We start from the raw sequence: 25,111 nt of genomic DNA on the forward strand, positions 1-25,111 counted from the left end.
TCGTGTATTGCAGCCCTACTGTGTCACCAGCGGGCACAGCCGGTGCAGGGCACTTTGCTGTCCTGCAAACCGGGGGAGTGGTGGGCGTTGTGGTTCTGCCGCAAACTAGCAGTTGAGTGATGAAACCCTGTGAATGGGCTTTTTGGTGTCGTGTTGGTGACGACAGCTGGTGTTTTTCAGCGCTGGTGGCGGGGTGGTGCGACGCTACTGATTGTAGGCTGGCTTCATGGACCAACAGCGCAGATGCTTGAGTTTGGTGTCTTTCTATTTCGGTCGCTCGGTAGCGCGGGCGATCGAGGGCAAGGAGTGGGGAGAGGCTGCGGTGCGGTCGATTAGTGAACGCGCGTATCGGGATGTGTGTCGCACCATGCATGGGGTGGGGGCGTGGGAGGGCAATAGGCAGGCCAAGAAGGATGTTGCGGCTTTACTGAAACGTTTTGTTGATGGGCTTTCCGAGGTGAAGTCACAGGATGACTTCGACCTTCGGCATGAGCAGTGGTGCGAGTCGGTGATATCCATATTCACCGATGCTTCTTCCGGCGTGGTTTGTCACTACGGGCAGGTGCAGAAGTGGATCAATATGGCGTTGAAGTACTTTGCGGTCTTGGATCATCCGCAGGTGCGTAAGGCATATTCCTATCTGCATGTTCCGCTCGATAGGGATGTGTTGCAGCAGGCCAAGGATTTTTCTAAGGTGTCGGTGCCCGAGGGGGTGTGGTCGAAGATGTCGAAGTCGGAATACGATCGGGTGCAGCTGGCAATCCGTGATGCTGTGTCGTCGGAATCGCGCGAGGATCGGAAGAGTCCGAAGGATTGGAAATGCCCGATGGATTGGGAGGTGCATGCCTGGATGCAGGCTTGACCCACTGTGTGGGGCGGACGGTGTTGTGGTGTTGGTGGGGTGCTTGTGGCTTAGTTATGGTGTACCTGCAGGTGTTTTGAGTTGGCGAAAAGCCAGATCACGCCGGTGATAACTGCTAGGGCGCCGGCGAGGTAGGGTTGGCCGCCGCGTAGCGCGCCGGCGACGATGGGGGAGATCGCCCCGCCGAGGAAGCGGATTCCGGAGTAGGTGGAGGAGGCGACGGGGCGGGGGAGGTCGGAGACCTCCATCACGACTTCGGTCATCACCGTGTTGACGATGCCGAGGGCGGCGCCGGCGATGATGACGCACGCGATGAGGATGTGCAGGTGGTTGGCTTCCAGGGCCATGATCCCAAGGATGATGGCGAAGGTGATCAGCGCTGCGGCGAGGACGCGGACGTGGCCGTGGGTGTTGGTTAGTCGCGGTGCGACGATGACGGAGGTGATGGCCAATAGGGTGCCCCAGCCGAAGAAGATCAGGCCTAGCTCGTGGGCACCGAAACTGGTGTTGCCGGCAGCGTGTGCGGCGGCTTCCAGGGGGAAGGGGCTGTATGCCAGGAGGGTGAAAAATCCGAAGTTGTAGAGCAGTGCTACCAGGCAGACGGTGCGGATGCCGGGGTGGGTGAGTGCTGTGAAAGCGGCAAAGATGTCGTTGCTTCGGCGCGGGGGAGTTGTCGGGGTGGCGAGGTCACTAGCTGTAGCAGCTGGGCCGCCGCTTTTGGCTTCTGCTTGGTGTAATTCGGCCGTGTTTTGTGCCGCGCGCAGGGATGTCTTTTTGGGCTTTCCTGGCAGCATGATGGCGATGGCGATGACCCCAATGAGCATCAGGGCTGCGGTGCCGTAGAAGGGGCCGCGCCAGCTGATGCCGCCGAGGAAGCCGCCGAGCAGTGGTCCGGTGGCGATGCCGATGCCGAGGGCGGCCTCGTACATGATGATGGCCTGGGCGGTGTTGGCGCAGGCGCCGACGATGGTGGATAGTGCTGTGGAGATAAACAGGGCGTTGCCGAGCCCCCATCCGGCGCGGAAGTTGATGATTGCGCCAATTGAGCCGGCACTGCCGGCGAGTGCTGCGAAGGCCACGATGAGGGTGAGCCCTATCAGCAGGGTGTTTTTGGCGCCGATTTTTCCCGAGATGAAGCTGGAGAAAAACATCGTCGCCGAGGTGATGAACAGGTAGCTGGTGAACAGGAGCATCGACTGCGCTGGGGTGGCGTTGAGTGAGTGGCTGATCGCCGGGAGGATGGGGTCGACTAGGCCGATGCCCATGAAGGCGATGACGCAGGCGAAGGCGACGGCGTAGACGGAGCGGTTGGGTTGTGGTGTGGCAGTCGATGCAGACACGTGGGTGGGCTGTCCTTAGGGGGTCGGTGTGTGAAGGGGGCTTAGTGGTGGGGAGCTGCTGGTGGCTGGTGGGGGCTGGGGTTGTTTAGAGGTTGCTGTCGTGGTTATTCAGGGAGCGGTCGATGATTTCGACGGTGCGGCGCACGGCGGCGATGTCTTCGTCGCTGAGCCATTTGAAGCCGGGGGAGAGGTAGTCGGCGGCGCTTTTGCGGTTGTTGGCCAGGTGCTCGTGTCCTTTGTCGGTGAGGTAGAGGTGGGTGACGCGAGCGTCCTCGCCGGGTTGGCGGCGGACGAGGGCTTCGTCGACGAGTTTGCCGACGAGTCGGGTGGCCACCGGTTGGGAGCAGCCGTATCCGGTGGCGAAGGTGCCGATGGTGATGCCGGGGTATTGGTCGACGACGGACAGTGCCCGCCAGGTGGCGGCGCTGTCGCCGGCGAAGGCTTCGCGGGTGACGCGTCGGATCAGTTGTCCGGCGGCGATGAGGAGCTCGATGCTCACATTTTCTGAGTCGGTGTGCTGGTCTGCCATGAAATATGCCTCGTGGGTGATGGAAGTTTTGTAGATTAACTGGTGGGGGTTTGGTTCCCCCTTAAGTAATATACCTAAGGTATTTAAAGCGCAAGTCCTTTTCTGAGAAAACCTCTTTCACACCCCGCGCAACACAAAAATCACCTAGCCTTTCGACATGAACCCCGCAGCACCAATCCGCGTCGTCATCTGCCCCGACAGCTTCAAAGGCACCTGTACCGCTACCGAAGTCGCCCACGCCATCCGCACCGGATGGGCCGGCGTGCGTAGCGACGATGAGATCGTGCTTGCACCCATGGCCGACGGCGGGGAAGGCACCCGCCACGCATTCCACCTCGCCAACCCCACCCAGCCCGTGGTCGAACTCGCAGAACTCTGCGGCATCGAAACCCTCACAACACTCAATCCTTTCGGCGCCAGCACCCGCCCCTTCGGCGAACAGATCGCGCGTCAACTCCACCACCTATCCCACAGCTCAAGCGACAACAGCCACCACCAAGCCGAACCCACCACCCCCACCACGCTGTACCTGGGCATCGGCTCCAGCGCCTCTACCGACTGCGGGGCAGGAATGCTGCAGGGCATGGGAATCCGCATCCTCGACAAAAATGGCCACGACATCGCCGACGGACTCACCGGCGTGGCCACCGCCGAAAAAATCGACATCACACCAGCAGCCACAGTGCTGTCCCACCTCAACCACACCCAACTCGCCGTCATCACCGACGTCACAGCACCCCTTCTAGGCGCCGGCGGGGCAGTTCAAGCCTTCGGCTCACAAAAAGGCCTCACCCCACAAGACTTCCCGGCCGCCGAAGCAGCCCTCGAACGCTTCGCACACCTCATCGCAGACGCCCTACCCCACACCCCACCACTAGACCTACCCGGCGCCGGTGCCGCCGGCGGGGTCGGATTCGCGCTTGCCTGTCTCGGCGCGCAACTACTACCCGGCGCTGAGCACGTCGCCCAAGCCATTGATCTCAAAACCCACATCGCACACGCCGACGTCGTCATCACCGGTGAAGGCCGCTTCGATGCCACCTCCCAGCAAGGCAAAGTTCCCACCACCGTGCTGCGCCTAAGCCAACAGCACGACACCGAGTGCCTGCTGATCGCCGGAACCATCCCCCACAACACCCCCACCGCAGACTTCGCCGCAAGCATCGGGCTGACCGACATCGTTCCCACCGAACAAGCCCTCAACCAACCTCGCACAGCCATCGCCCAAGCCGCCGCACAACTAGCCCAGCACTACCCGCAACGGCTCGCACACAGCTAAAACACCCCGCCCCCGTTTGCGGTCGCCACACGTGTAGGCCTACAGGTCAGCGACCTTCGCGCACAACACCGGATCGGTGATATAGCCCTGCTGGCAACCGTACTGCGCCTACGACTCACCAGAGGTCGGGTTCGGGTTTCCCTGCGCATCAGTGCCATAGCCACACACCGCCGCCGGGCAATCAGGACTCGGCACATCACCACCAGCCGGCAGCGGCTCCCCACCCAAATTCGCCGGAGTACACAAGGAAGGATCCTTCACAAAAGCATCAGTACCCGGGCACTGATAACCAGCCCCCGGGGCCGTATACGGGGAATCAGCCGGCAAGGAAGCGCCGTAGCGATCCACACACAACTGGGAAAAGCCCTGTGAGCCGTCAGAAAAACGCGCCGGACCCGGCGTCCCAGGCAAACACTCCACCACTGTCGGCGCAGCCTGTGCCGGCGCAGGCGCGGTTGTCGTCAGCGTGGTTGTGGCCGAAAGGGCAGCCGAGGTAGAAGGGGGCGGTGCCGAAGACGTAGTGCTGGCAGCACTCGATGCCACAGACGTAGCCATACTGCTAGTGGGCGCAGACGTGACAACAGTCGATGAGATTTCAGGCTGCTCAGGAGTAGTAGAAGAACACGCCCCCAACAACACACAACCAGCTACCACAACCACACCAGACGCCCAAGAACGCAAAGCGCACCCCTTTTTCATCCACAAAACTCGAAAGATACCCACTGAGGTGTCCGCGCGCGTTAAGCGCCTCAGTGAAAAATACCCCACCAACGTTAGTGGCAAAGCCAAAACAAAAACACCGCGCACCCCCGCAAAAAGGGGAGTACGCGGTGTGACGTGAGGTGTCTGTTCTCACGGGGCGAAGGAAGTTACTTCTGGTCCTTCTTCTGTGCAGCAATCTTCTTGGCGCGAATCGCCTCAGCGGCAGCAGCGGCCGGGTTGTGGGCCGTGGCGCCGGTGCGGCGACCAGCCGCAGCCGCAGCCACAGCACGAGCGCGAGCTGCAGCCTTTTCCTTCGCGTCTACCTCTCGACGCTGGCGCTCCAGGTCGGCGCGAATCCGTGCCTGCTCCAGGGCCTTGCGCTGCGCATATTCCTGGGCCTTGCGCTGAGCTGCAGACTCCGCGACCGCAGCGATGGAACCGGCAGCTGGATCCTCCACGCCGGCAACCTCACGCACCTTTCGCTGTGCTGCCGCGCGGGTCTCTGCCTCAGCCTTGCGACGGGCCTCAGCTTCGGCTCGCTTGTGCGCTTCCATCTGTGCCAGTCGACGGGCTTCTGCTGCAGCCTTTTCACGGGCGAGCTCTGCTGCGTGCTTGCGAGCTGCTTCCTCAGCAGCACGACGTGCTGCATCTTCAGCTGCCCTACGACGAGCTTCTTCGGCAGCACGGCGACGTGCCTCGTCTGCAGCCTGTCGGCGGGCTTCCTCTGCGGCGCGACGGCGTGCCGCTTCTTCGGCTGCGCGCTTGCGGGCAGCTTCCTGCGCTGCGCGTTTGCGGGCTTCTTCCTCGCGGCGGAGACGTTCCCGTTCCTCTGCCTGGCGACGAGCTTCTTCCTCGGCACGGATCTTGGCTTCTGCTTCAGCCCTGATGCGTGCCTCGAGTTCGGCGCGAGCCTGAGCTTCGGCCTCAGCGCGGGCACGAGCTTCTTCCTCGGCCTGGCGGCGGGCTTCTTCTTCGGCGCGGGCCTGAGCTTCGGCTTCTGCTTGGCGGCGGGCTTCTTCTTCGGCGCGGGCCTGAGCTTCGGCTTCTGCTTGGCGGCGGGCTTCTTCTTCGGCGCGGGCCTGAGCTTCGGCTTCTGCTTGGCGGCGGGCTTCTTCTTCAGCACGGGCCTGTGCCTCGGCTTCTGCCTGAAGGCGAGCTTGTTCAGCAGCCAGCTGTCGAGCAGCCTCCTCAGCGGCACGGCGAGCTTCTTCTTCAGCCTGGCGTCGAGCCTCTTCCTCGGCCTTGCGTCGGGCTTCTTCTTCGGCGCGGGCGCGTGCTTCTGCTTCTGCCTTACGTCGGGCTTCTTCTTCGGCGCGGGCGCGAGCTTCGGCCTCGGCCTTACGACGGGCTTCTTCCTCGGCCTTACGACGGGCTTCTTCCTCGGCCTTGCGTCGTGCTTCGGCCTCTGCCTGAAGGCGGGCTTGTTCAGCAGCCAGCTGTCGAGCAGCCTCCTCAGCAGCCCGTCGTGCTTCTTCTTCGGAGCGGGCACGTGCTTCGGCCTCAGCCTGGCGACGGGCTTCTTCTTCGGCCTTGCGTCGGGCTTCTTCCTCAGCGCGGGCGCGAGCTTCAGCCTCGGCCTGGCGACGGGCTTCTTCCTCGGCCTTACGTCGTGCTTCTTCCTCGGCGCGGGCGCGGGCTTCTGCTTCGGCCTGGCGGCGTGCTTCTTCCTCAGCGCGAGCGCGTGCTTCGGCTTCTGCCTTGAGGCGGGCCTGTTCAGCAGCCAACTGTCGTGCAGCTTCTTCCTCGGCCTGGCGGCGGGCTTCTTCCTCAGCACGGGCACGGGCTTCTGCTTCGGCCTGGCGTCGAGCTTCCTCTTCGGCGCGAGCACGTGCTTCAGCTTCGGCTTGGTGGCGTGCTTCTTCCTCTGCACGGGCACGTGCTTCTGCTTCTGCTTGGCGTCGAGCTTCTTCCTGAGCCTTCAGGCGAGCTTCTTCTTCGGCGCGGGCGCGGGCAGCTGCAGCTTCGGCTTCCTGCTTTGCGAGGCGTCGTGCTTCTGCTTCGGCCTGGCGGCGGGCGGCTTCTACTGCGGCTGCAGTGGCGGCGAAACCGCTGGTTGTGGCGGCGGCGCTGAAGATGGTCTCGCTCTTGGCGTCGGATTCCTGCGGGGCAGGGGAGTACAGCTGATCATCCTCGGCCGGCTTGGCGTCCTTTTCGGCGTCGAAGCGGAAGGCGTCGCTAGGTGCGTCGTTGTGTGCCGCCGGCTGGATGTGCTCTTGCGATGCGGCATCTTCGTCGGTGGTTGCCGTCGCTGCCGGGGTGGACTCTTCTTCCAGTACCTCGTCGAAACTCATCACTGCGGGAAGGTCGTCGAAAACGGGGAATGCTTCGACGGGGTTGCTTGCCCGGTTGGTGTCGACCGGCGTTGCAGGGTCGAATGCGGACGGCAGTGCGGATTGCTGCTCGGGGTGCGTTTCGGCCGCAACGTCGTTGGATTCGGTGTAGGTGAAGGCATCGTTGCCTCGTGCCGGTTCGGTGTCCGGGGTGAAGGTGGACGGGCCACCTACGTGCACGGGAACTTCGTCGTCGAAGCTGTCGAGTTCCTCGACCTCCCGCAGCGCGTGGGAAGGGCGTTTCGCGTCGTTGGTGTCGTCTTGGAAGAACTCGTCGTCGTAGACGTCTTCGTCGGCTGCGGCATCTGCTGGCGCGGCTTCGAAGGTGTCGGATTCGGTGAAGCGGAAGGGATCCTCGGTGTGGTGATCCGCATCGGTGGCTTCACTTGCCGGGGTTTCGTGGTGCTCGGGGCGGTACTCGTGGGCACCGTAGGGGGCGTCGTCGGCGGAGTATTGCTCGTCGGCGTCGCCAAAGTCTTCCGGCTGGTGCTCGCCCTCGGGGATGTAGGGGCCTTCGGGAAGGTAGTCGGAGTCGACGGGCATGGTGTCGGGCGCCGGGGCAATGGGGGAGGCGGGAGCAAAATCCTGTTGGAGAACCTCGGCCTGATCCGGCACGTCGTCGTAGTCGTAGTCGTAATCGACTGCTTCCTCGTCGTAGGAGGAGGCGACAGATGCTTCGTCCTGCTCCGTGTTCTCGTCGGCGTCGTCTTCGACCACCGATTCCTCGGCGGCCTTCTTCTTGCGGCCGAACAGGCCGAAGATGCCGCGCTTTTTGGTCTTTGGTTCTTCCTCGGCGGCGGAGTCTTCCTCCGCTACGAGTTCTTCATCATCCTCGAGCTCGTGGGGAAGCTCGGTGTTTTCGTCGGCTGCGAGAGCCGCGGCGAGCTTGTTGACGCGGGCGTCGTAATCGGTGGCGTCGTCTTCGACGGCCGGCAGAACGCCGGTGTCTTCGGCGTCGTAGGTGTGCGGTTCACTAGACACGGCAGCGAACTCCTGGGTCTCGTCGATGGCGGGAGAGGACTCTGTTGCGGCAGCCTGATCCTCGGGGAAGGCAGTGTTGGCGTCGGTGGTGTGCACCGGCAGTTCTGCCTGTTCGGCGGCGGGGAATGCCGTCTCCTTCGCGTCGGCAGTGCCGGCGGGTTCTTCCACGAACTCTTCGTAGGTCGGCTCGAGGTGCTCGACCTGGGTGACGTCATCCGCGTCTTTGGCAGCTGCAAAAGCGGCTGCTGCGCCGACGGCGCCCACCGCACCGGCGGCACCGGCGGCAGCGCGGTTGGTGTGGTCTGCCTCGGGTGCAGCGTCTTCGACTGCAGCATCGGTGGCATCGGTGGCATCTGTATCCGTGTCGGTGGCTGCCGAACGCTTGCGGCCGAACCCGAACAGGCCCTTGCGCTTCTTCGCGGGCTGTTCCTCGGCGTCCGCCTCAGCATCTGCTTGCGCATCCACTTCGGCGTTTGCTGCTTCGGAGTCCTGGGGGAAGGCGTCATCACCGGCGGGGGAGACGCCAGCTGCGGCAAAACCACCCTCGGTAGTCGAGGAGGTGGCGTCGCCAACGAGTTCGGAGGGAACCTGAGTGGCCCGGTGCTCCTCGGCCAGGGCGGCCTGCTTCTTGTTGTGCTCGTAGCTAGCTTCGAATTCACCCGCCTCCGGGGCGGACGCGGGAACCAGCGCGGGGGCCGGCTGGGCTTCCTGCAGCACGGCTTCGTCGTCGTGGTCCTCGCCGTGGCCGAAGGGCAGAACCTTAGCGATGGCCACCAAGATGGCGCCGATGATCAGGCCCAGGATGGTGTACAGGGTGGTGGCGACGATCCAGGACATGGTGCGCCCGGAAGTGGTACGCGGGTTAAAGGAGTGCTCCATGTTGTGCACCACACCCATGGGGCCAGTAAGCCCCAATTCGGCTGCGCCTTGCAGGACGATGTGGCCACCAACCCACAGCATCGCAAAGGTTCCGACATAGGTCAGAATCGTCAAAATCACGGGCATGCCCTTGACTAGGGCTTTGCCGAGGCCGGAGTTGGACTTGCGGCTGAGGATGTGGAATCCCAGGTCGTCCATTTTGACTAGCGCGCCCACCACGCCGTAGACGCCGACGGTGATGATGAAGCCCACCAGGATGAGCACGACCGCCTGCGTTGCAATGTCCTGGTTGCGGACATTGTCGAAGGCGATCAGCATGATTTCCGCCGATAGCACCAAATCGGTGCGGATCGCGCCCTTGACGAGTTTGTCTTCTGCGTCGGGGCCCTTGGCGGCGACGGGGGCTGCGGTCTTGTGCCCGGAGAGCTTGTGATAAATCTTCTCGGCGCCCTCAAAGCACAGATAGAAGCCACCGATCATCAACAGTGGCGTCAGGAGCCAGGGCGCGATCCAGTTGAGGATCAAGGCGATCGGCATGATGATCGCGATCTTGTTGACGAGCGATCCTTGCGCGATGCGCCAAATGATCGGGAGCTCGCGTGCGGGAGTTACTCCCTGAAGGTATTGCGGGGTTACCGCGGTGTCATCAACGATGACGCCAGCTGCTTTTGCGCTGGTCTTTGCGGTCGCCGCGGCGACGTCGTCGACGCTTGACGCTGCTGTTTTAGCGATGAGCGCGACATCGTCGAGAAGGGCTGCCAATCCGCCGGCCATGTAAGTCGTCCTTGGTTGGGTGGTTTTGGGTATGGGCGTACCCCTCTAACAGTAGTTGTCCCCTAGCAACTTCGCAGTAATAGTCAAGGCAAACCTAACGGGATACAGTGGTTGCATGTTGTATTCCCATGCATTAGTTCTTACGCAACGACCTGCCCGCTACGGCAAACAGATGGCTGCTCACTTCGCGCACAAGCTGGAAACCAGCTGGGATGGCGAAATGGGAACCCTGCTTTTTGTGGGCCGCGGAAAAGATTGCGATGATCCCCGCTTCGCCTATGAGGGCACCGCTGTTGTGACGATGACCTGTGTTGAGCAGGGGCTTGACATCGTTATCGACGCGCCGGAGGAGCTTCTCTCGCGCTTCGAAGGCGTAGTCGTGCGTCACCTGGTTCGCTTTGGGGCTAGCGAAGACCTTGCGGTCACCTTCGAACAAAAGCAGCGCGCCGAGTAGGTACGGTGCTTCATCGCGATACCTATTTCTGGGTGAACGGACCCGTGGTGAGGGTGGTGGCTCCCTTGGCGCACACCACTGAGTCGAAAGGCACTGTGGTGGAGTCGTAGGAGTTCGGGGGGTAGATTTTTAGCCCCGCAGCCGGGGTGGGGGCGCATGTCGCCGGATCCATAAGGTGTGCGTTGGTGAGTCTCAGGGTTGCCTGTGCCTGCCCCTTTGGTCCCAGGCGTACGGGGCCTGGATCGTGGGCATCCTCGCGCTCGGCGGCGGCGCCGATCTGTTGACCCTGTGCATCAACCGCGGAAATACCGGGAAATCCTGCCAGGGTGCAGTGCGGGCCATTGTTGGTCGCGGTGATCGCGTAGTACTGGTGGCCTGCGCCGGCGTCGGTGGGGGTGACGCTGATGGCGAGCTGCTGTGGCTGGCAGGCCTCCCGCATGATGGGGTGTTCGGCAGTGTCTGATGGCGCAGCCACTACGTTGCTGTCGGGGGCTTGTGTCGCGTCGGCATCCGGGGTGGGGGTGCGGGTATCGGCGGGGGAGCTGTCCGCGGCGAGCTGTTGGGGTTGAGCAGTGTCCGTTTCCTGCGAATCAAGCAGGCTGCAACCGCTGGTGAGCAGTGCGAGGCAACACGCTCCGGTGAGGGTGAGGCGGCCACCGGCCCGAGTATCAGAAGAAAACAATTGCAACATACGTTAACTCTAGCCTCATGGGGTGAGGTCTGCAGCACAATAGCCACCCACCACCCCCACCGGGAAAGAAAACTCTTTCCCCACGACCCGCCCTGATCACCCATCAGGGATGCCAAAACTTCTGTCACCTCGCACGGAGTTCGCTAACACCGGCCGATGTCTAAGGCAGACCTATCCGCCGGTATGATGAGCACCGTTCCGCGGGAGCCCAGACGCAACTGGGCTGAGAATCTGGCATCACCACCCCAAGCATCCGCGCGGGGGAGATATTTTTCGCGCCAGAGACCGTCAACCACCTGATCCGGATAATGCCGGCGCTAGGGAGAGAGAAAAATCTTCATGACCCAGTCATCCCCATCCACCACATCCACCACATCCACCGCCACCTCCACGCGCTCCTGGCGCATCGTCGACATCGTCGTCGCCAGTGTGCTCGCCGTCGCGGTCGGCCTGATCTTCGTGTTGTGGAACTCCGCAGGCTACGCCTGGTACACCGCAGCCAACACCCTCACCCCGGGCCTGGGTGGCATCGCCACTGGCGGCTGGCTCATCGGTGGCGTGCTGGGCGGACTGATCATCCGGAAGCCCGGTGCTGCCCTGTACGTCGAACTGCTCGCCGCGCTGTTTTCCGTGGCCTTTGGTAGCCCGTGGTCGCTGACGACCTTGTATTCCGGCCTAGCCCAGGGCTTAGGCGCGGAACTAGTGTTCGCGTTGTTTGCCTACCGTGCCTTCGGCGTCAAAACCGCCATGCTCGCAGGTATGGGAGCAGCTGCCGTCGAATTCCTCTACGAGGGCCTGACCGGAACTTTCGCCAAAGGGATTGAGTATTCCGCCATCTACGGCGTCACCATGCTCATTAGCGGTGCGGTGATTGCCGGCTTGTTGATGCACCTTCTGGTGCGGGCGCTGGCCGCCACTGGCGCACTGGATCGTTTTGCTGCCGGCCGTGAACGCCAACAGTTGATCTAACACTTTCTTCTCGCCCCATCGCTCGGATGTTTCCGTGAGGTGGGGCGGTGGTTTTTCACCCCCCAAACTGTTTTCGAAAGGCAGTGCACAGCCAACCATGACCCATCCCGTCACTGCGCTCGGCGTTCGCGCGCGCGACTACGGCTTCCGTCACTCCGGGCGCAAAGACCCGGCCATTTCCCACATCAACCTCGATATCGCGCCTGGGGAGAGAGTGCTTCTGGTGGGGCCGTCAGGTGCTGGAAAATCCACATTGCTGGCTGCCTTGGGTGGCGTACTTGGTTCCAGCGCGGAAGATGGGGAACACACGGGCACTTTGCAGGCGGGCAGCCCCGGTGAGGTGGGGATGGTGCTGCAAGATCCGGAGGCACAAACCATCTACACCCGTGTCGGCGATGACGTTGCCTTCGGGTGCGAGAATCGGGGAATTCCGGCGGACGAGATTTGGCCGCGGGTGCGCCACGGCTTGGATGTCGTCGGCCTGGAGGTGCCGCTGTGGCACAACACCGCTGAGCTGTCTGGTGGACAAAAACAGCGGCTGGCGCTTGCTGGGGTGATCGCCATGGGGGCGGGCTTGATTCTGTTGGATGAGCCCACCGCCAATCTTGACCCGGAGGGTGCCGTTGAGGTGGTGAAGGCCGTCGTCGATGCGGTCAACGATTCAGGGGCGACGCTGGTGGTGGTGGAGCACCGCTTGGAACTGTGGGTCGAACACGTCGATCGGATGATCGTCTTGGGCCATGGGGGCCGGATTGTGGCTGATGGACCGCCACAGGAGATTTTGGATAGTCATGGCGAGCAGCTGGCCACCCAAGGGGTGTGGGTGCCGGAGCAACGCCCCAGCATGCTGGAGGCGACCACGGCCGCCTCATCAGCTACCCAGGCAGACAATGTGCGAGATGCGGCGGTGTGGACCGAGCAGCTGCAGTGCGGTTGGGATGCGCAAACTCCCACGGCGAGTCCACGCACTGTTTCTATCCCGCTGGGGCAGACCACCGCGATCACAGGCGCAAATGGGGTGGGTAAGACCACTTTTGCGTTGACGATTGCAGGGCTTCTACAGCCTTTGAGTGGCACTATGGGGGTGCATGAGTCGATCGCCCAGGGGTTGGCTGGGCGCCCTCATGATTGGTCGAGCACCCAATTGGCGAAAAGGATTTCCTACGTTTTTCAGGACCCGGAAGCCCAGTTTGTTGCCAGCACTGTGCGTGATGAGTTGCTGATTACTGCGGCTGCGGTCTCCGACAGCGTGCCGGCGCGAGGTTCACTGCGCCGGAAAAGAACTGCCGACGTGCCGCAACACTTGCACGAGCGTGCCGATGAGCTGCTTGAGCGCCTCGGGTTGAGCCACCTGGCGCAGGCTAATCCTTTTAGTTTGTCCGGTGGGCAAAAGCGACGTTTGTCGGTGGCGACGGCGCTGGTGGCTTCTCCCAGTTTGGTGTTGTTGGATGAGCCCACTTTCGGCCAGGATCGCAATACGTTCTTCGAGTTGTTGGAGCTGATTAAACAGCTCAACGGCGCTGGGGTGACTGTTGCGGCCATTACCCACGATCCCACCTTCGTATCCCATGTCGCCGACCATCACATTGAATTGGGAGCCTGACACCATGAGCACCCCGCATTCTCCCGCTATCGCCTTTGACCCGGCTTATCCTTCCCGCCCGCCGCGCAGCCCGCAGGCCGGGGTGAACGTGATTGCCGGCACCAACCCGGTTGCCCGGATCCTGGCTGTGATGATTATCGGCACCCCGCTGTTGATCACCGTCGATATTGTTTCTGCTCTGGTGACGGTCGTTATCACCTGGCTGCTTGCGCCACTGTGCGGGGTGAGCTGGAAGAAGATGGCGACCGCGCTGATCCCGGTGTGGATCGCTGCCCCGCTGGCGGGCATCAGCATGTTGCTCTACGGTCAGCCTGGCGGGCAGGAGTACCTCACCCTGTGGCTGATCACGATTAGTGATAATTCCATCACCTTGGCGATCGCTATCATGTTGCGCATCCTGGCGATTGCGAGCCCGGTGGTCATTGCGGCTGCCGGGATGGATCCCACGGAGCTAGGTGATGCGTTGTCTCAGGTGGCGCACCTTCCCAGCCGATTTGTGATTGGCGCGATTGCAGGTGCGCGACTCGGGTCTTTGTTTAGGCGCGATTGGGCGCAGCTGGAACGCTCCCGCCGCAGCAGGGGGCTGGGCGATGAAACCACCCTGGCGCGGTTGTCTAATCAGACCTTTGCGTTGTTGGTGTTGGCGCTTCGGCGGGGCACGAAACTTGCCACCGCTATGGAAGCCCGCGGCTTTGGCGGGCCCACGCGCCGCACCTGGGCGCGACCCTCCCGCCTGCATCGCTGTGACCTGGTCCTGGTGTGCGCCTCTGTCCTCATTCCGACCGCGGCTTTGGGGCTGGCGATCATCACCGGCAGTTTCACCATCTTTGGTCTTTCCTAATCCCTTAATCCGCAGGAGATCTCCCATGACTTCCACAACAGACTCCTACCTTGAGCGCGCCCGCAGCGCCCACATCATCTTGATCGATGGGCCCAGTGGCTCCGGGAAAACCACCTTCGCCACCTATTTGTCCACCGTGTTGGATCGCCCGTTGGTGCACTTGGACGACATCTATCCCGGGTGGGAGGGGTTGGCGGCGGCCGGCACCATCGTTGCCCGCGATGTGCTTGATCCGCACCGGCCGCACCTAACCCGGTGGGATTGGGCCAAAAACACCACTGGCGTCACCGAAACTCTCGACCACTCCCGCGGGTTGATCATTGAAGGTGCCGGCAGCATCACCAGTGACACGCTTGCCGCCGCACAAGCATTGGGCCCCACCTTGACCATCCTCATCGACGCCCCCGAGGCGGTGCGGAAAACCCGGGCGCTGGCCCGGGATGATTCATACGAGCCTTATTGGGACACCTGGGCGGCCCAAGAACGCCAACACTTCGCCAAGCACCCGGGTGCTGACATCACCTATCACCACAAGCAGTTGCCCCTGCTGGTGCTGTCCGCCATGATTATCAGCAACGATGAAGGCGAGATCCTTCACGTCCGGAAAACCGGCACCACCAGCTTCATCATGCCCGGCGGGAAACGCGAGCCAGGGGAGAGCCCGCAGGAGACCGCGCGTCGGGAAATCGCCGAAGAACTTGGCCTGGACACCGCCGGCGAAGCACTGGACTTTGTGGGCACTTTCTATGAAAAAGCCGCCAATGAGGCCAATACCGCGGTGGTGTGCGACGTGTTTCGGCTGTGCCGCAGCCACACTGAGCTGCCCGAGCCCCAAGCGGAAATCGCCGAGGTGCGTTTCCTTTCCCCCGACAGCTCCTTGAGCACCATCGCGCCCCTATCCAGGCGCGTGTTTGCGCATCTGCGCGACAGCATTACCGGCAACCACTAACCTCCGGGCTTCAAGCTAAAACCCCGCCGGCACACCACAAGGTGCCGGCGGGGCAATGCTGCCTGGCTCTAGCTGGAGCCGAAGCTAGAAGTATTCGCGGCTGCCACATCGGGCGACACCGGGGGTTGTGGCACTCCGAACGCCGGGGCCACGACAATGCCTGTGTGTCGGGAAATCCACTCCAGGTGCTCGGCCACCGGAACATAGAATGCGCGGGTGCCGGCCACCGGCAAAGGGGCTGCGGTGTTAGCCATGCTGGCCACCGCCACCACCTCATCACCCATCAACAGCGGGCCACCCGAATCGCCCTTGGTGAGCCGACCGCCGTGGGTTGCCACATCCAGATAGGCGGAGCCGGGCGGCGAGATCATGTTCTCGCCGGCCAAAAACCGGTGGCCTACCGTGCCGGGGGTCTGCTTGGCGACCAATAGCGAGGAACCCCAGCCGGCGATTGTTCCCTGCTGGCCGGGCTGCAGGTGCCCGCGGCCTAACACTGCGGGTCGGGCATCAACTGGGGCGTCCAGGCGCACCAGCGCCAAGTCCGCGTAGGGGCTCATGATGACGTCGGTGGCGCGCCGGGCGTGCCCGCCGATGCCGGCGCCCACAGAGATCGCATTACCGGCGCCTTCGCCAACACAGTGGCGGGCGGTGAGAATCCATTCGGGGGCAATCAGGGTGCCGGTGCAGCTGGCATTACCTAGTTTTAGCGAGGCGACCGCCGACTGGGCCACGCCTGCGGTCACCGGTCCCGCCAAAATCAGCGCGTCGGCGGGCGGTGCAGCACTAAGGGCGGAAATGGCTAGCATCCCGGCGCCCATGAGGCCGGCCAGTGTGGTGGAGCGTGTGCGGTGGGCCATGGCTTAGTGAGCGCTTTCGATCAGTTCGGCAACGGTGCTGGTGGGGCGGCCCAACACGGTCGCGCCGTCGGGCTGTCGGATCACAATGGGGCGGTTGATCAGTTTCGGGAAACGCACCATGGCCGCGATGATCTCGGCATCGGTGCAATCCCGATGAAGGCCTGCTTCGTGGTATTCGGCTTCGCCATCGCGCAACAACTGCGCGGGGCTGAGCCCCGAATTGGCGCAGATGGTTTGCAGTTCTTCCGCGCTCGGCGGGGTGTTGAGGTAGGCGACTACTTCTACGGGGTAGCCGGAATGTTCGAGAAGTGCCAGGGCCGCGCGGGATTTGCTGCAGCGGGGGTTGTGGAGGATGGTGAAGCTCGTCATGGGTGCCAACCTTAGCCGGTAGGGGAGTGAAGCTGATGGGCAACACCCCGCCGACAAAGCGTGGAAAACGTTTTGTGGCGGGGTGAAAAGGAAAAGGTGCGTTGCGACTAGCCGGCGGGGGCCAATTCGACGTTGTCTGCCCAGGTCAACTCGATGCCGATGGATTTCAGCCAGGCCATCGGGTCGTCGCCGTTGCGGGTGATGCCGTCGACGGCGGTGAGGGTGGTTTCGATGGCGCGTTCTGCCTCATCGGCGGTGATCAGCCCGGCGGAGGTGGCGGCGGCCAGCTCGTCGATGTCATCCACATCGACGGGGTTGCCGACGGTGGACAAAAGATCGACGTAGAGATCCCGGGTGGACCACACGTCCCCATCGACGGTGATGTCGGCGATGTCGAAGTAGAAGTCTTCGGTGCGATCGTGTCCGGGGCGGTAGTGGAAGATGTTGGCGCGCAGTCCCAGCTGTGGGATCAGCCAGCTTTCCAGGTAGCCGAAGTCCGGGTGGTCGGCGCCGCGGGCCATGTAGAGGCCGAAGTCGGTGACCTGGTAGGTGTCGACGTCGCGGAGGAAACCTTTGGGGTCGGTGTTGGTCAGTTCCTTGACGGAAAACGTCTCGGCCTTGACGGGGTGCAGATCAGCCATTGTTGTTATTTCACCTCAACGATTCCGCTGGTGGGGAGGAACTCACAGTTGGCGGTGCCGGTGTCGGTGGTGGTGGTCACGCCGCCGGAGAGCACGGCGATGATGGTTCCACGACCGGTGTGGGCGGTGCCTGCGACGGTGGTCGGGCCGTCCGGGTTGATGCCGGTGTAGCCGAGCTGGGTCACGCCGGTGCGCCCGGTGGTGATGTTGACCCAGTTGACACGCATGGCGGTGGTTTGGTGCTCGGCGATCTTGTCGGTGCCGAGCGCTGTGAAAACAAAGGCGGCGTGTTCTGCCTCGACGCCGGGAAGCGGCAGCGCGGCGGGGCCGGCCACGGCGAAAGCGGTGCCGGTGGCGTTGGAGGTGCCCCCGATGCAGTTGCCGGCGACGGTGGGCCAGCCGAACTGGGCGATCACCGGCGCTTTGTCGGGATCCGGGATATCTACGCCGGGTTCGCCGTCGCCGCGGAAGAAGCCGACGGCTTTGAGCAGGGCCTGCTTGATGTTGTCCGGCAGGGGCTGAGCATTGGCGAAGTCTTCCGCCTGCTGCAGGATGGACGGGGCGGGGCGCCCGAGCGGATCGAGCAGATCGCTGCTGGCGGCCTGCGCGGTGGCAGGAGAGAAGGAGAAGATGCACGCGGTAGCGGCCGTGGCAAGGATGGCTGCCAGGCGGGTGGTGCGCTGTTTAGTCACGTGGTGGGCTTCGCTTTTCTCGGTCGGGGGCGGTGTCTTTAAGAGCAAACTTCACAGAAGTTCACAGTAAGAACACAGTTAACTCGTGCAACTTTAATCACATGCAGTCACATGAGCAACAGTTGCTAGTGAATTTCACAGGTGTTATTTCCGGCGGCTGCCGGTTATAAACCCAGCGCCGTGGCGCGGGGGAAGCTTCTTTTCCTTCAGCGGCCGCAGCAGGCGCACGCGGTGTTGTGGGCCTTCGATGTGGCCGAAGAAGGAAAGTGAAACGCAGGTACTCATGCACGCCACCTACTGCAAAGCGGGCGACGGGTTCGCTCACGAGCGCGTGTCACTACTCACGTCGCTGCACCTGGCGCGAGCGTTACACAATCGTGATAATTCCTCGAAAAAATTCTCCGCCCGGCCTGAAAATTGCCTAGATGGCACCGCTAATGCGCCACGATATGCGCGAAAACGACAGGTCAGGGCAGTGTGGCTCGCAGGCGTTGGGTGAACGTTCCGCAGTGAGTTACATCGTCCGGCTTGGGCGTGAAAGCGAAAAGATGCCGGTGGTGGGGAGTGGGTATCTGGCGGACCTGGCGCGGGTGGGTGCGGGATGACAGTGGCGTTGCTGTGGCCTCAATGACGGGGATAGGCAAAAAGGGAGTACGCTGTGTGAAGGGCCTGTGTGTCTTGATGAAAACACGACCGCAACGCTTCGCGAATCAACAATGGGTGTTTTGCGAGCAGGTGGTGCTGTTAAAGGCACGGCTTAACTGGCCCTACGTCTTGCTGCCGAACGCGACAGGATGCGTCTTCGAGGCGCACTGACCGCCGCTTGGTAGCGGCGTTGGTGAGACCCCGCGCGAAAAAACGCGGGTGCAGCTCGCTCCCATTGATTATTTGTTTTTGTCCACCACGGATGTCGCGCATGAAGCGCCAGGCATCGTTGTCGTGGTGGCTCATGTGTGCTTGGCCCCGTGTGGGAAAGCGCCATGAACCAACTTCATACGGCCCCCGCCGCTTAATTTAAGGCACTGCGTTCGATGTGGACGACGTTCGATGTGGACGACAAAGTGTCGGCGTGAAAAACCCAGGGGGTCTAACAAAATCCAGGAGATTGAAACCCCCGTGACCCAAACCGAGTTCCGTAACGTCGCCATCGTCGCGCACGTTGACCATGGCAAAACCACCCTTGTTGACGCGATGCTGCGCCAGTCTGGCGCCTTTGATGCGCACGCTGAGTTGGTCGATAGGGTCATGGACTCCGGCGACCTGGAAAAGGAAAAGGGCATCACCATCCTGGCGAAGAACACTGCGATTCGTCGTCAGGGTGCCGGCAAGGATGGCCAGGACCTCATTATTAACGTCATCGACACCCCCGGCCACGCCGACTTCGGTGGCGAGGTGGAGCGCGCACTGTCCATGGTTGACGGTGTGGTGCTGCTGATTGATGCTTCCGAAGGTCCGCTGCCCCAGACCCGCTTCGTGCTGGGCAAGGCTCTGGCCGCGAAAATGCCGGTCATCATCGTGGTCAACAAGACCGACCGCCCCGATGCCCGTATCGATGAGGTTGTCGAGGAAGCACACGACCTGCTGCTCGAGCTGGCCTCCACCCTGGAAGATCCCGAGGCTGCTGAGGCCGCCGAGGGTCTGCTGGATCTGCCCGTGCTGTACGCCTCCGGCCGTGAAGGCAAGGCGTCGACCACCAACCCGGGCAACGGCAACGTGCCTGAGGCTGCGGACCTGCAGGAACTGTTCGACGTGCTCTACGAGACCCTGCCCGAGCCGACCGCCCAGCTGGACGCTCCGCTGCAGGCACACGTCACCAACCTGGACTCCTCCTCCTTCCTGGGCCGTATCGGCCTGGTGCGCGTGCACGCCGGCACCTTGAAGAAGGGGCAGCAGGTGGCCTGGATTCACTACGACTCCGAAGGTAACCAGCACACCAAGACCGCGAAGATCGCGGAGCTTTTGCGCACCGTCGGTGTGACCCGTGTGCCCACCGATGAGGTCATCGCCGGCGATATCGCCGCGATCTCCGGCATCGAGGAAATCATGATCGGCGACACCCTCGCCGATCTGGAAAACCCCATCGCTTTGCCGCGTATCACCGTCGATGAGCCGGCGATCTCCATGACCATCGGTGTGAACACCTCCCCGCTGGCCGGTCGCGGTGGCGGCGACAAGCTGACCGCCCGCGTGGTCAAGTCCCGCCTGGACCAGGAGCTCATCGGTAACGTCTCCATCAAGGTGCTGCCCACCGAGCGTCCCGACGCCTGGGAAGTCCAGGGCCGTGGCGAGATGGCCCTGTCCATTCTCGTGGAGACCATGCGTCGCGAAGGCTTCGAATTGACCGTCGGTAAGCCGCAGGTGGTGCCGCGCACCATCGACGGCAAGTTGTACGAGCCCTATGAGCACATGGTCATCGACGTGCCCAGCGAATACCAGGGCAACGTCACCCAGCTGATGGCCGCCCGCAAGGGCCAGATGGTGCACATGGATAACACCGGTTCTGACTGGGTGCGCATGGAATACAAGGTTCCGGCCCGTGGCCTGATCGGCTTCCGCACCACCTTCATGACCGAAACCCGCGGCACCGGTATCGCAAACCACTACTCCGAGGGCTACGAGCCGTGGGCCGGCGAGATCAAGGATCGCGCCACCGGCTCCCTGGTGGCTGACCGCTCCGGCCAGATCACCGCCTACGCCCTGCAGCAGCTCGCTGATCGTGGTTCCTTCTTCGTCGAGCCCGGCACCGAAGCCTATGAGGGCATGGTCGTCGGCGCGAACAACCGCGACGAAGACATGGACATCAACATCACCCGTGAGAAGAAGCTCACCAACATGCGCTCCGCCACCGCGGACGCCACGGTGACCCTCGCCAAGGCCCGCAACCTCTCCCTGGAAGAAGCCATGGAGTTCTGTGGCCAGGACGAGTGCGTGGAGGTCACCCCGGAGACCATCCGCGTGCGCAAGGTGATCCTCAATGCCACCGAGCGTGGCCGCGCCCGCGCCCGCGAGAAGCAGCGCAACAAGTAACCCCCGCAGTTCACGCCCGTGCCACCGTTAAATAGTGGCACGCGGTGCGTGACCCCGGCAGCCCCGGCACCCGCCCCACAAGAAACTGTGGGTGAGTGCCGGGGTTGTGTGTTTTCATCACCAAGATTCATGGCAAAACATGCATAAGTTTTTGAGGATTATTGGGGATGGGTTTCTGCAGCGTACGCCCGCGGGGGTGGGGGAGTGTCCGCAATTTGTGGATAGCATGCAATTCACGGTATTTTTTTCATCACCTGCATCTTTGTCATCTTTCGCAGTGGTGACTTTCGGCGGTGTCCTGCGGTTTTTCCGCGGGGAGGCTTAGGTGATGGGGGTGATGGATCGTTGCCGAACATAACAATTTGGTAACTCACATCACCAAAACGCATTCACGTCGCCTCAATCACACCTATATTGATGGTCACTTGCCCGGCTCACACGTCCCGGGTGCCCATCCCATACAGGAGGACAAGAAAACGTGTCTGTTAAGAAGTTTCTGACCATCCCTCTCAGCGCCGCACTGGCCTGCACCGTGGTTGCCTGCTCGTCCGACAGCGGCAGCTCCAGCGCATCCGGTGGTGAAGGCGGAGGAGACAACTACATCCTCGTCAACGGCACTGAGCCGCAGAACCCGCTCGTCCCGGCCGACACCAACGAAACCGGCGGCGGCAAGATCATCGACCAGATCTTCTCCGGCCTGGTCTACTACGATTCCGACGGCAAGGAGCACAACGACCTTGCCGAGAAGATCGAGACCGAGGACTCCCAGCTCTACACCATCACCGTTCGCAAGGACGCGAAGTTCTCCGACGGCAGCCCCGTCAAGGCCGAAAACTTCGTCAAGGCATGGAACTACGCCGTCGCCAACGACCTGATGAGCGCCTCCTTCATGGAGCCCATCAAGGGCTACGCCGAGGGCGCCAAGGAAATGGAAGGCCTGAAGATCGTCGACGACCAGACCTTCACCGTCGAGCTGACCCAGCCGGAAGCTGACTTCCCGCTGCGTCTCGGCTACTCCGCCTTCTTCCCGCTGCCCGACGTCGCCTACGACGACATCAAGGCATACGGCGACAACCCGGTGTCCAACGGCCCCTACAAGCTCGCCGAGTGGAACCACGACACCGACGCCCTGATCGTGCCGAACCCGGAGTACAACGGCCCCCGCGAGGTCAAAAACGACGGCGTGAAGTTCGTCTTCTACCCGCAGCAGGACGCCGCTTACGCTGACCTGCTCTCCGGCCAGCTCGACGTGCTTGACTCCGTCCCGGACAACGCCCTGACTGCCTTCGAGACCGACCTGGATGGACGTTCCGTCAACCAGCCCGCCGCTGTCTTCCAGTCCTTCACCATCCCGGAGCGCCTCGAGCACTTCTCCGGCGAGGAAGGCAACCTGCGCCGCCAGGCTATCTCCATGGCGATCAACCGCGACGAGGTCACCGATAAGATCTTCCAGAAGTCCCGCACCCCCGCCAAGGACTTCACCTCCCCGGTCATCGCCGGCTACAGCGACGACATCAAGGGCAGCGAGGTGCTGAAGTACGACCCGGAGAAGGCCAAGGAACTGTGGGCCAAGGCCGATGAGATCAGCCCCTGGTCCGGCAAGTTCGAGATCGCCTACAACGCCGACGGTGGCCACCAGGGCTGGGTCGATGCGGTCACCAACAGCATCCGCAACACCCTGGGCATTGACGCGGAAGGCAAGCCCTACCCGGACTTCAAGTCCTTCCGTGACGACATCTCCAAGCACACCATCACCACCGCCTTCCGCACCGGCTGGCAGGCCGACTACCCCGGCCTGGGTAACTTCCTGGTGCCGCTGTACACCACCGGCGCATCCTCCAACGACGGCGAATACTCCTCCCCGGAGTTCGACGCAGCCATGAAGAAGGCAGCCGGCGCCACCTCCGTCGACGAGTCCAACAAGCTCTACAACGACGGCCAGGAAATCCTGTTCAAGGATCTGCCCGCCACCCCGCTGTGGTACTCCAACGCCACCGGCGGCTGGGCCGACACCGTGGACAACGTCAAGTTCAACTGGAAGTCTGTCCCGGACTACAACGAGATCACCAAGAAGTAAACACCTGCTTCACCGCCAACCCCCCGACCCCCCTCGTACCCGGGCGGGGGAGTGGCCCGGAGCTTTTCACACTCGGATGATCCGACTCTCGCGACAAGCACCCCGCTTTTGACTGTGATTGACACCAATTGCCGCAGTGGGGTGCTTTGCGCGTCGCCTGAAAGCACCGCACTTTCAACACAGTGCATCCTCAGTTATTCTTCAAACCACGCCCGCAACTGTGTCGTGTAACACGTTCGCTGTGTGGCGGCGGACGCCTAAAAACGGCGCCCGCCCACGACAAGCCGACGCACCCACCCGCGCGGGCCCGCGTGGCCTTAGAGCCACACCCGCCCCACCCATCAGCACCCGAACCACGAAAGGGGTCGACATGCTGCGCTACGTCGGACGACGACTACTGCAGATGATCCCCGTATTCTTTGGCGCCACCCTGCTTATCTACGCCATGGTGTTCCTCATGCCCGGCGACCCCGTGCAAGCACTCGGCGGCGACAGGGGACTCACCCCTGGAGCGGAAGCACGCATCCGCGCAGAATACAACCTGGATAAACCCTTCATCATCCAGTACCTGCTTTACATCAAAGGCATCCTCACCCTCGACTTCGGCACCACCTTCTCCGGCCGCCCCGTCCTGGAAGTGATGGCCCACGCCTTCCCCGTCACCATCAAACTCGGCGTCATGGCCCTGCTGTTCGAAGCCATCTTCGGCATCATCCTCGGTGTCTACGCCGGTATTAAGCGTGGCGGCTTCTTCGACTCCACCATCCTGCTGGTGTCCCTGTTCGTCATCGCGGTGCCCTCCTTCGTGATCGGCTTCGTCTTTCAGTTCGTCATCGGCATCAAACTCGGCTGGCTGCCCACCACCGTCGGCAGCCACGTCTCCTTCCAATCACTGCTCATGCCAGCACTGGTGCTCGGCGCCGTCTCCACGGCGATGGTCATCCGCCTCACCCGCCAGTCCGTCAGCGAAAACCTCTCCGCCGACTTCGTGCGCACCGCCCGCGCCAAGGGACTGTCCGGCTCCAAGGTGATGCTGCGCCACGTGCTGCGCAACTCGCTGATCCCAGTGGTCACCTTCCTGGGTGCCGACCTGGGTGCCCTCATGGGTGGCGCGATTGTCACCGAAGGCATCTTCGGCATCAACGGTGTCGGCGGCCAGCTCTACCGCGCCATCATCAAGGGCGAACCGACCACCGTCGTGAGCTTCGTGACCGTCCTGGTCGTCGTCTACATCATCGCCAACCTCCTCGTGGACCTGCTCTACGCCGTTCTCGACCCAAGGATCCGCTATGCCTGATGCAGATAAGAACCTCCACGTCCCCGTCAACGTGCGCGTCGGGCAGGAACGCTTCGTCGCCGCCGTCGACGAAGGCGGCCTCGGCGCCGTCGACGCCGTCTCCGACGACAGCGCCCCCTCCTCCCAGTGGGCCGAAGCCTGGCGTTACCTGCGCCGCCGCCCCCTGTTTTGGGTCTCGGCCTTCATGATCGTCCTGGTGGTCATCATGGCGATCGCCCCCGGGCTGTTCACCAGCATCGACCCCCGCTTCTGTGAGCTTGGAAAATCCGCCAACCCCGCAGAACCCGGACACCCCTTCGGCTTCGACCGTCAAGGCTGCGATATTTACTCCCGCACCATCTACGGTGCCCGCGCCTCCGTCACCGTCGGCATTCTCGCCACCATCCTGGTGGTGATCTTCGGCGGCACCATCGGCGCCCTCGCCGGCTACTTCGGTGGCATCCTCGACTCCATCCTGTCGCGCATCACCGACATCTTCTTCGCCATCCCCTTCGTGCTGGCCACCATCGTGTTCATGCAGATGTTCAAAGAACACCGCAACGTCTACACCGTGGTGCTCATCCTGGCGGCGTTCTCCTGGGTCAACATCGCCCGCATCACCCGTGGCGCGGTCATGACCGTCAAAAACGAGGAATACGTCACCGCCGCCCGCGCAGTCGGTGCCTCCCGCACCCACATGCTGCTCGGCCACATCATCCCGAACGCCTCCGCACCGATCATCGTCTACGCCACCGTCGCGCTGGGCACCTTCATCGTCACCGAAGCCACCCTGTCCTTCCTGGGCATTGGCCTGCCACCGTCGGTGGTCAGCTGGGGTGGCGACATCTCCGCCGCCCAAGCATCCTTGAGAACCGCCCCCATGGTGCTGTTCTACCCGGCGCTCGCACTGGCACTGACCGTGCTGAGCTTCATCATGATGGGTGACGTCGTCCGCGATGCACTCGACCCGAAGTCCAGGAAGCGATAGA

General features: G+C 62.6%; 21 protein-coding genes. 11 read left to right on the forward strand and 10 right to left on the reverse strand.

Translation table 11 applies throughout. The features are described 5' to 3' along the window. The first annotated feature begins 247 nt into the window (after nucleotides 1-247). Nucleotides 248-862 carry a hypothetical protein gene (locus tag CAQU_RS04450; protein WP_157108899.1) on the forward strand — a complete coding sequence of 205 codons (615 nt, stop codon included), beginning with the start codon at nucleotides 248-250 and terminating at the stop codon, nucleotides 860-862. Nucleotides 863-912: 50 nt separating this feature from the next. Here the strand turns inward: CAQU_RS04450 and CAQU_RS12370 are convergent, their stop codons facing one another. Both CAQU_RS12370 and CAQU_RS04465 read right to left on the reverse strand, forming a co-directional pair. Then, a complete protein-coding gene (locus tag CAQU_RS12370) occupies nucleotides 913-2,202 on the reverse strand; it encodes an MFS transporter (RefSeq protein ID WP_245797294.1) in 1,290 nt (429 codons plus the stop codon). An 85-nt stretch (nucleotides 2,203-2,287) separates the two neighbouring features. Then, nucleotides 2,288-2,731 carry a MarR family winged helix-turn-helix transcriptional regulator gene (locus tag CAQU_RS04465; protein WP_075725585.1) on the reverse strand — a complete coding sequence of 148 codons (444 nt, stop codon included), beginning with the start codon at nucleotides 2,729-2,731 and terminating at the stop codon, nucleotides 2,288-2,290. A 157-nt stretch (nucleotides 2,732-2,888) separates the two neighbouring features. On the opposite strand from CAQU_RS04465, the gene CAQU_RS04470 reads away from it, so the two are divergent. Further along, nucleotides 2,889-4,010, forward strand: a complete 1,122-nt coding sequence (locus CAQU_RS04470; RefSeq protein ID WP_075725587.1) for a glycerate kinase family protein — start codon at nucleotides 2,889-2,891, stop codon at nucleotides 4,008-4,010. 108 nt (nucleotides 4,011-4,118) lie between these two features. Here CAQU_RS04470 and CAQU_RS12590 read toward each other — a convergent pair whose 3' ends face one another. Beyond that, nucleotides 4,119-4,691, reverse strand: coding sequence for a hypothetical protein (locus tag CAQU_RS12590; RefSeq protein WP_169836024.1), 573 nt, complete (start codon nucleotides 4,689-4,691; stop codon nucleotides 4,119-4,121). A 188-nt stretch (nucleotides 4,692-4,879) separates the two neighbouring features. After that, nucleotides 4,880-9,676, reverse strand: a complete 4,797-nt coding sequence (locus CAQU_RS13235) for a DUF808 family protein (protein ID WP_075725589.1) — start codon at nucleotides 9,674-9,676, stop codon at nucleotides 4,880-4,882. A 115-nt stretch (nucleotides 9,677-9,791) separates the two neighbouring features. Between CAQU_RS13235 and CAQU_RS04480 the strand changes: the two genes are divergently transcribed. After that, nucleotides 9,792-10,130 carry a DUF2218 domain-containing protein gene (locus CAQU_RS04480; protein WP_075725591.1) on the forward strand — a complete coding sequence of 113 codons (339 nt, stop codon included), beginning with the start codon at nucleotides 9,792-9,794 and terminating at the stop codon, nucleotides 10,128-10,130. A 22-nt stretch (nucleotides 10,131-10,152) separates the two neighbouring features. Here the strand turns inward: CAQU_RS04480 and CAQU_RS04485 are convergent, their stop codons facing one another. Continuing rightward, a complete protein-coding gene (locus tag CAQU_RS04485) occupies nucleotides 10,153-10,821 on the reverse strand; it encodes a DUF4232 domain-containing protein (protein ID WP_075725593.1) in 669 nt (222 codons plus the stop codon). Between the two features lie 339 nt (nucleotides 10,822-11,160). On the opposite strand from CAQU_RS04485, the gene CAQU_RS04490 reads away from it, so the two are divergent. The 4 genes from CAQU_RS04490 (at nucleotide 11,161) to CAQU_RS13240 (ending at nucleotide 15,183) form a co-directional block, all read left to right on the forward strand. Continuing rightward, entirely contained in the window at nucleotides 11,161-11,790 is a 630-nt protein-coding gene (locus CAQU_RS04490; RefSeq protein WP_075725595.1) for an ECF transporter S component, read from the forward strand. A gap of 97 nt (nucleotides 11,791-11,887) precedes the next feature. Continuing rightward, nucleotides 11,888-13,393, forward strand: a complete 1,506-nt coding sequence (locus CAQU_RS04495; protein WP_075725597.1) for an ABC transporter ATP-binding protein — start codon at nucleotides 11,888-11,890, stop codon at nucleotides 13,391-13,393. A gap of 82 nt (nucleotides 13,394-13,475) precedes the next feature. Further along, nucleotides 13,476-14,234, forward strand: coding sequence for an energy-coupling factor transporter transmembrane component T family protein (locus CAQU_RS04500; RefSeq protein WP_075728380.1), 759 nt, complete (start codon nucleotides 13,476-13,478; stop codon nucleotides 14,232-14,234). Nucleotides 14,235-14,259: 25 nt separating this feature from the next. Further along, nucleotides 14,260-15,183 carry an NUDIX domain-containing protein gene (locus tag CAQU_RS13240; RefSeq protein WP_075725599.1) on the forward strand — a complete coding sequence of 308 codons (924 nt, stop codon included), beginning with the start codon at nucleotides 14,260-14,262 and terminating at the stop codon, nucleotides 15,181-15,183. A gap of 68 nt (nucleotides 15,184-15,251) precedes the next feature. On the opposite strand, the gene CAQU_RS04510 is transcribed toward CAQU_RS13240, so the two are convergent. The 5 genes from CAQU_RS04510 to CAQU_RS12595 form a co-directional block, all read right to left on the reverse strand. Continuing rightward, the gene (locus CAQU_RS04510) at nucleotides 15,252-16,040 is read right to left on the reverse strand and encodes a S1 family peptidase (protein WP_075725601.1); all 789 of its coding nucleotides are present in this window, start codon (nucleotides 16,038-16,040) and stop codon (nucleotides 15,252-15,254) included. A 3-nt stretch (nucleotides 16,041-16,043) separates the two neighbouring features. Then, nucleotides 16,044-16,409 carry an arsenate reductase (glutaredoxin) gene (gene arsC, locus CAQU_RS04515; RefSeq protein ID WP_075725603.1) on the reverse strand — a complete coding sequence of 122 codons (366 nt, stop codon included), beginning with the start codon at nucleotides 16,407-16,409 and terminating at the stop codon, nucleotides 16,044-16,046. Nucleotides 16,410-16,516: 107 nt separating this feature from the next. Continuing rightward, nucleotides 16,517-17,050, reverse strand: a complete 534-nt coding sequence (locus CAQU_RS04520) for a ribonuclease FAU-1 family protein (RefSeq protein WP_075725605.1) — start codon at nucleotides 17,048-17,050, stop codon at nucleotides 16,517-16,519. A gap of 5 nt (nucleotides 17,051-17,055) precedes the next feature. Then, the gene (locus tag CAQU_RS04525) at nucleotides 17,056-17,742 is read right to left on the reverse strand and encodes an Rv1157c family protein (protein ID WP_075725607.1); all 687 of its coding nucleotides are present in this window, start codon (nucleotides 17,740-17,742) and stop codon (nucleotides 17,056-17,058) included. Nucleotides 17,743-17,886: 144 nt separating this feature from the next. Further along, nucleotides 17,887-18,027, reverse strand: a complete 141-nt coding sequence (locus CAQU_RS12595) for a hypothetical protein (protein ID WP_157108902.1) — start codon at nucleotides 18,025-18,027, stop codon at nucleotides 17,887-17,889. A gap of 831 nt (nucleotides 18,028-18,858) precedes the next feature. Here CAQU_RS12595 and typA point away from each other — a divergent pair. The 4 genes from typA to CAQU_RS04545 all read left to right on the forward strand — a co-directional run bounded on the left by typA (nucleotide 18,859) and on the right by CAQU_RS04545 (nucleotide 25,110). After that, entirely contained in the window at nucleotides 18,859-20,769 is a 1,911-nt protein-coding gene (gene typA, locus CAQU_RS04530; RefSeq protein WP_075725609.1) for a translational GTPase TypA, read from the forward strand. Between the two features lie 478 nt (nucleotides 20,770-21,247). Continuing rightward, nucleotides 21,248-22,846: a peptide ABC transporter substrate-binding protein gene (locus CAQU_RS04535; RefSeq protein ID WP_075725611.1), complete on the forward strand. Its 1,599-nt coding sequence runs from the start codon at nucleotides 21,248-21,250 to the stop codon at nucleotides 22,844-22,846. A 370-nt stretch (nucleotides 22,847-23,216) separates the two neighbouring features. Continuing rightward, complete coding sequence (locus CAQU_RS04540; RefSeq protein WP_075725613.1) at nucleotides 23,217-24,143, forward strand: ABC transporter permease; 927 nt, start codon at nucleotides 23,217-23,219, stop codon at nucleotides 24,141-24,143. After that, nucleotides 24,136-25,110, forward strand: coding sequence for an ABC transporter permease (locus CAQU_RS04545; protein WP_075725615.1), 975 nt, complete (start codon nucleotides 24,136-24,138; stop codon nucleotides 25,108-25,110). Before CAQU_RS04540 ends, CAQU_RS04545 begins: the two co-directional genes overlap by 8 nt. Nucleotide 25,111: the final 1 nt, after the last annotated feature.

The sequence above is a fragment of the Corynebacterium aquilae DSM 44791 genome (genome assembly GCF_001941445.1).
Lineage (GTDB): Bacteria > Actinomycetota > Actinomycetes > Mycobacteriales > Mycobacteriaceae > Corynebacterium > Corynebacterium aquilae.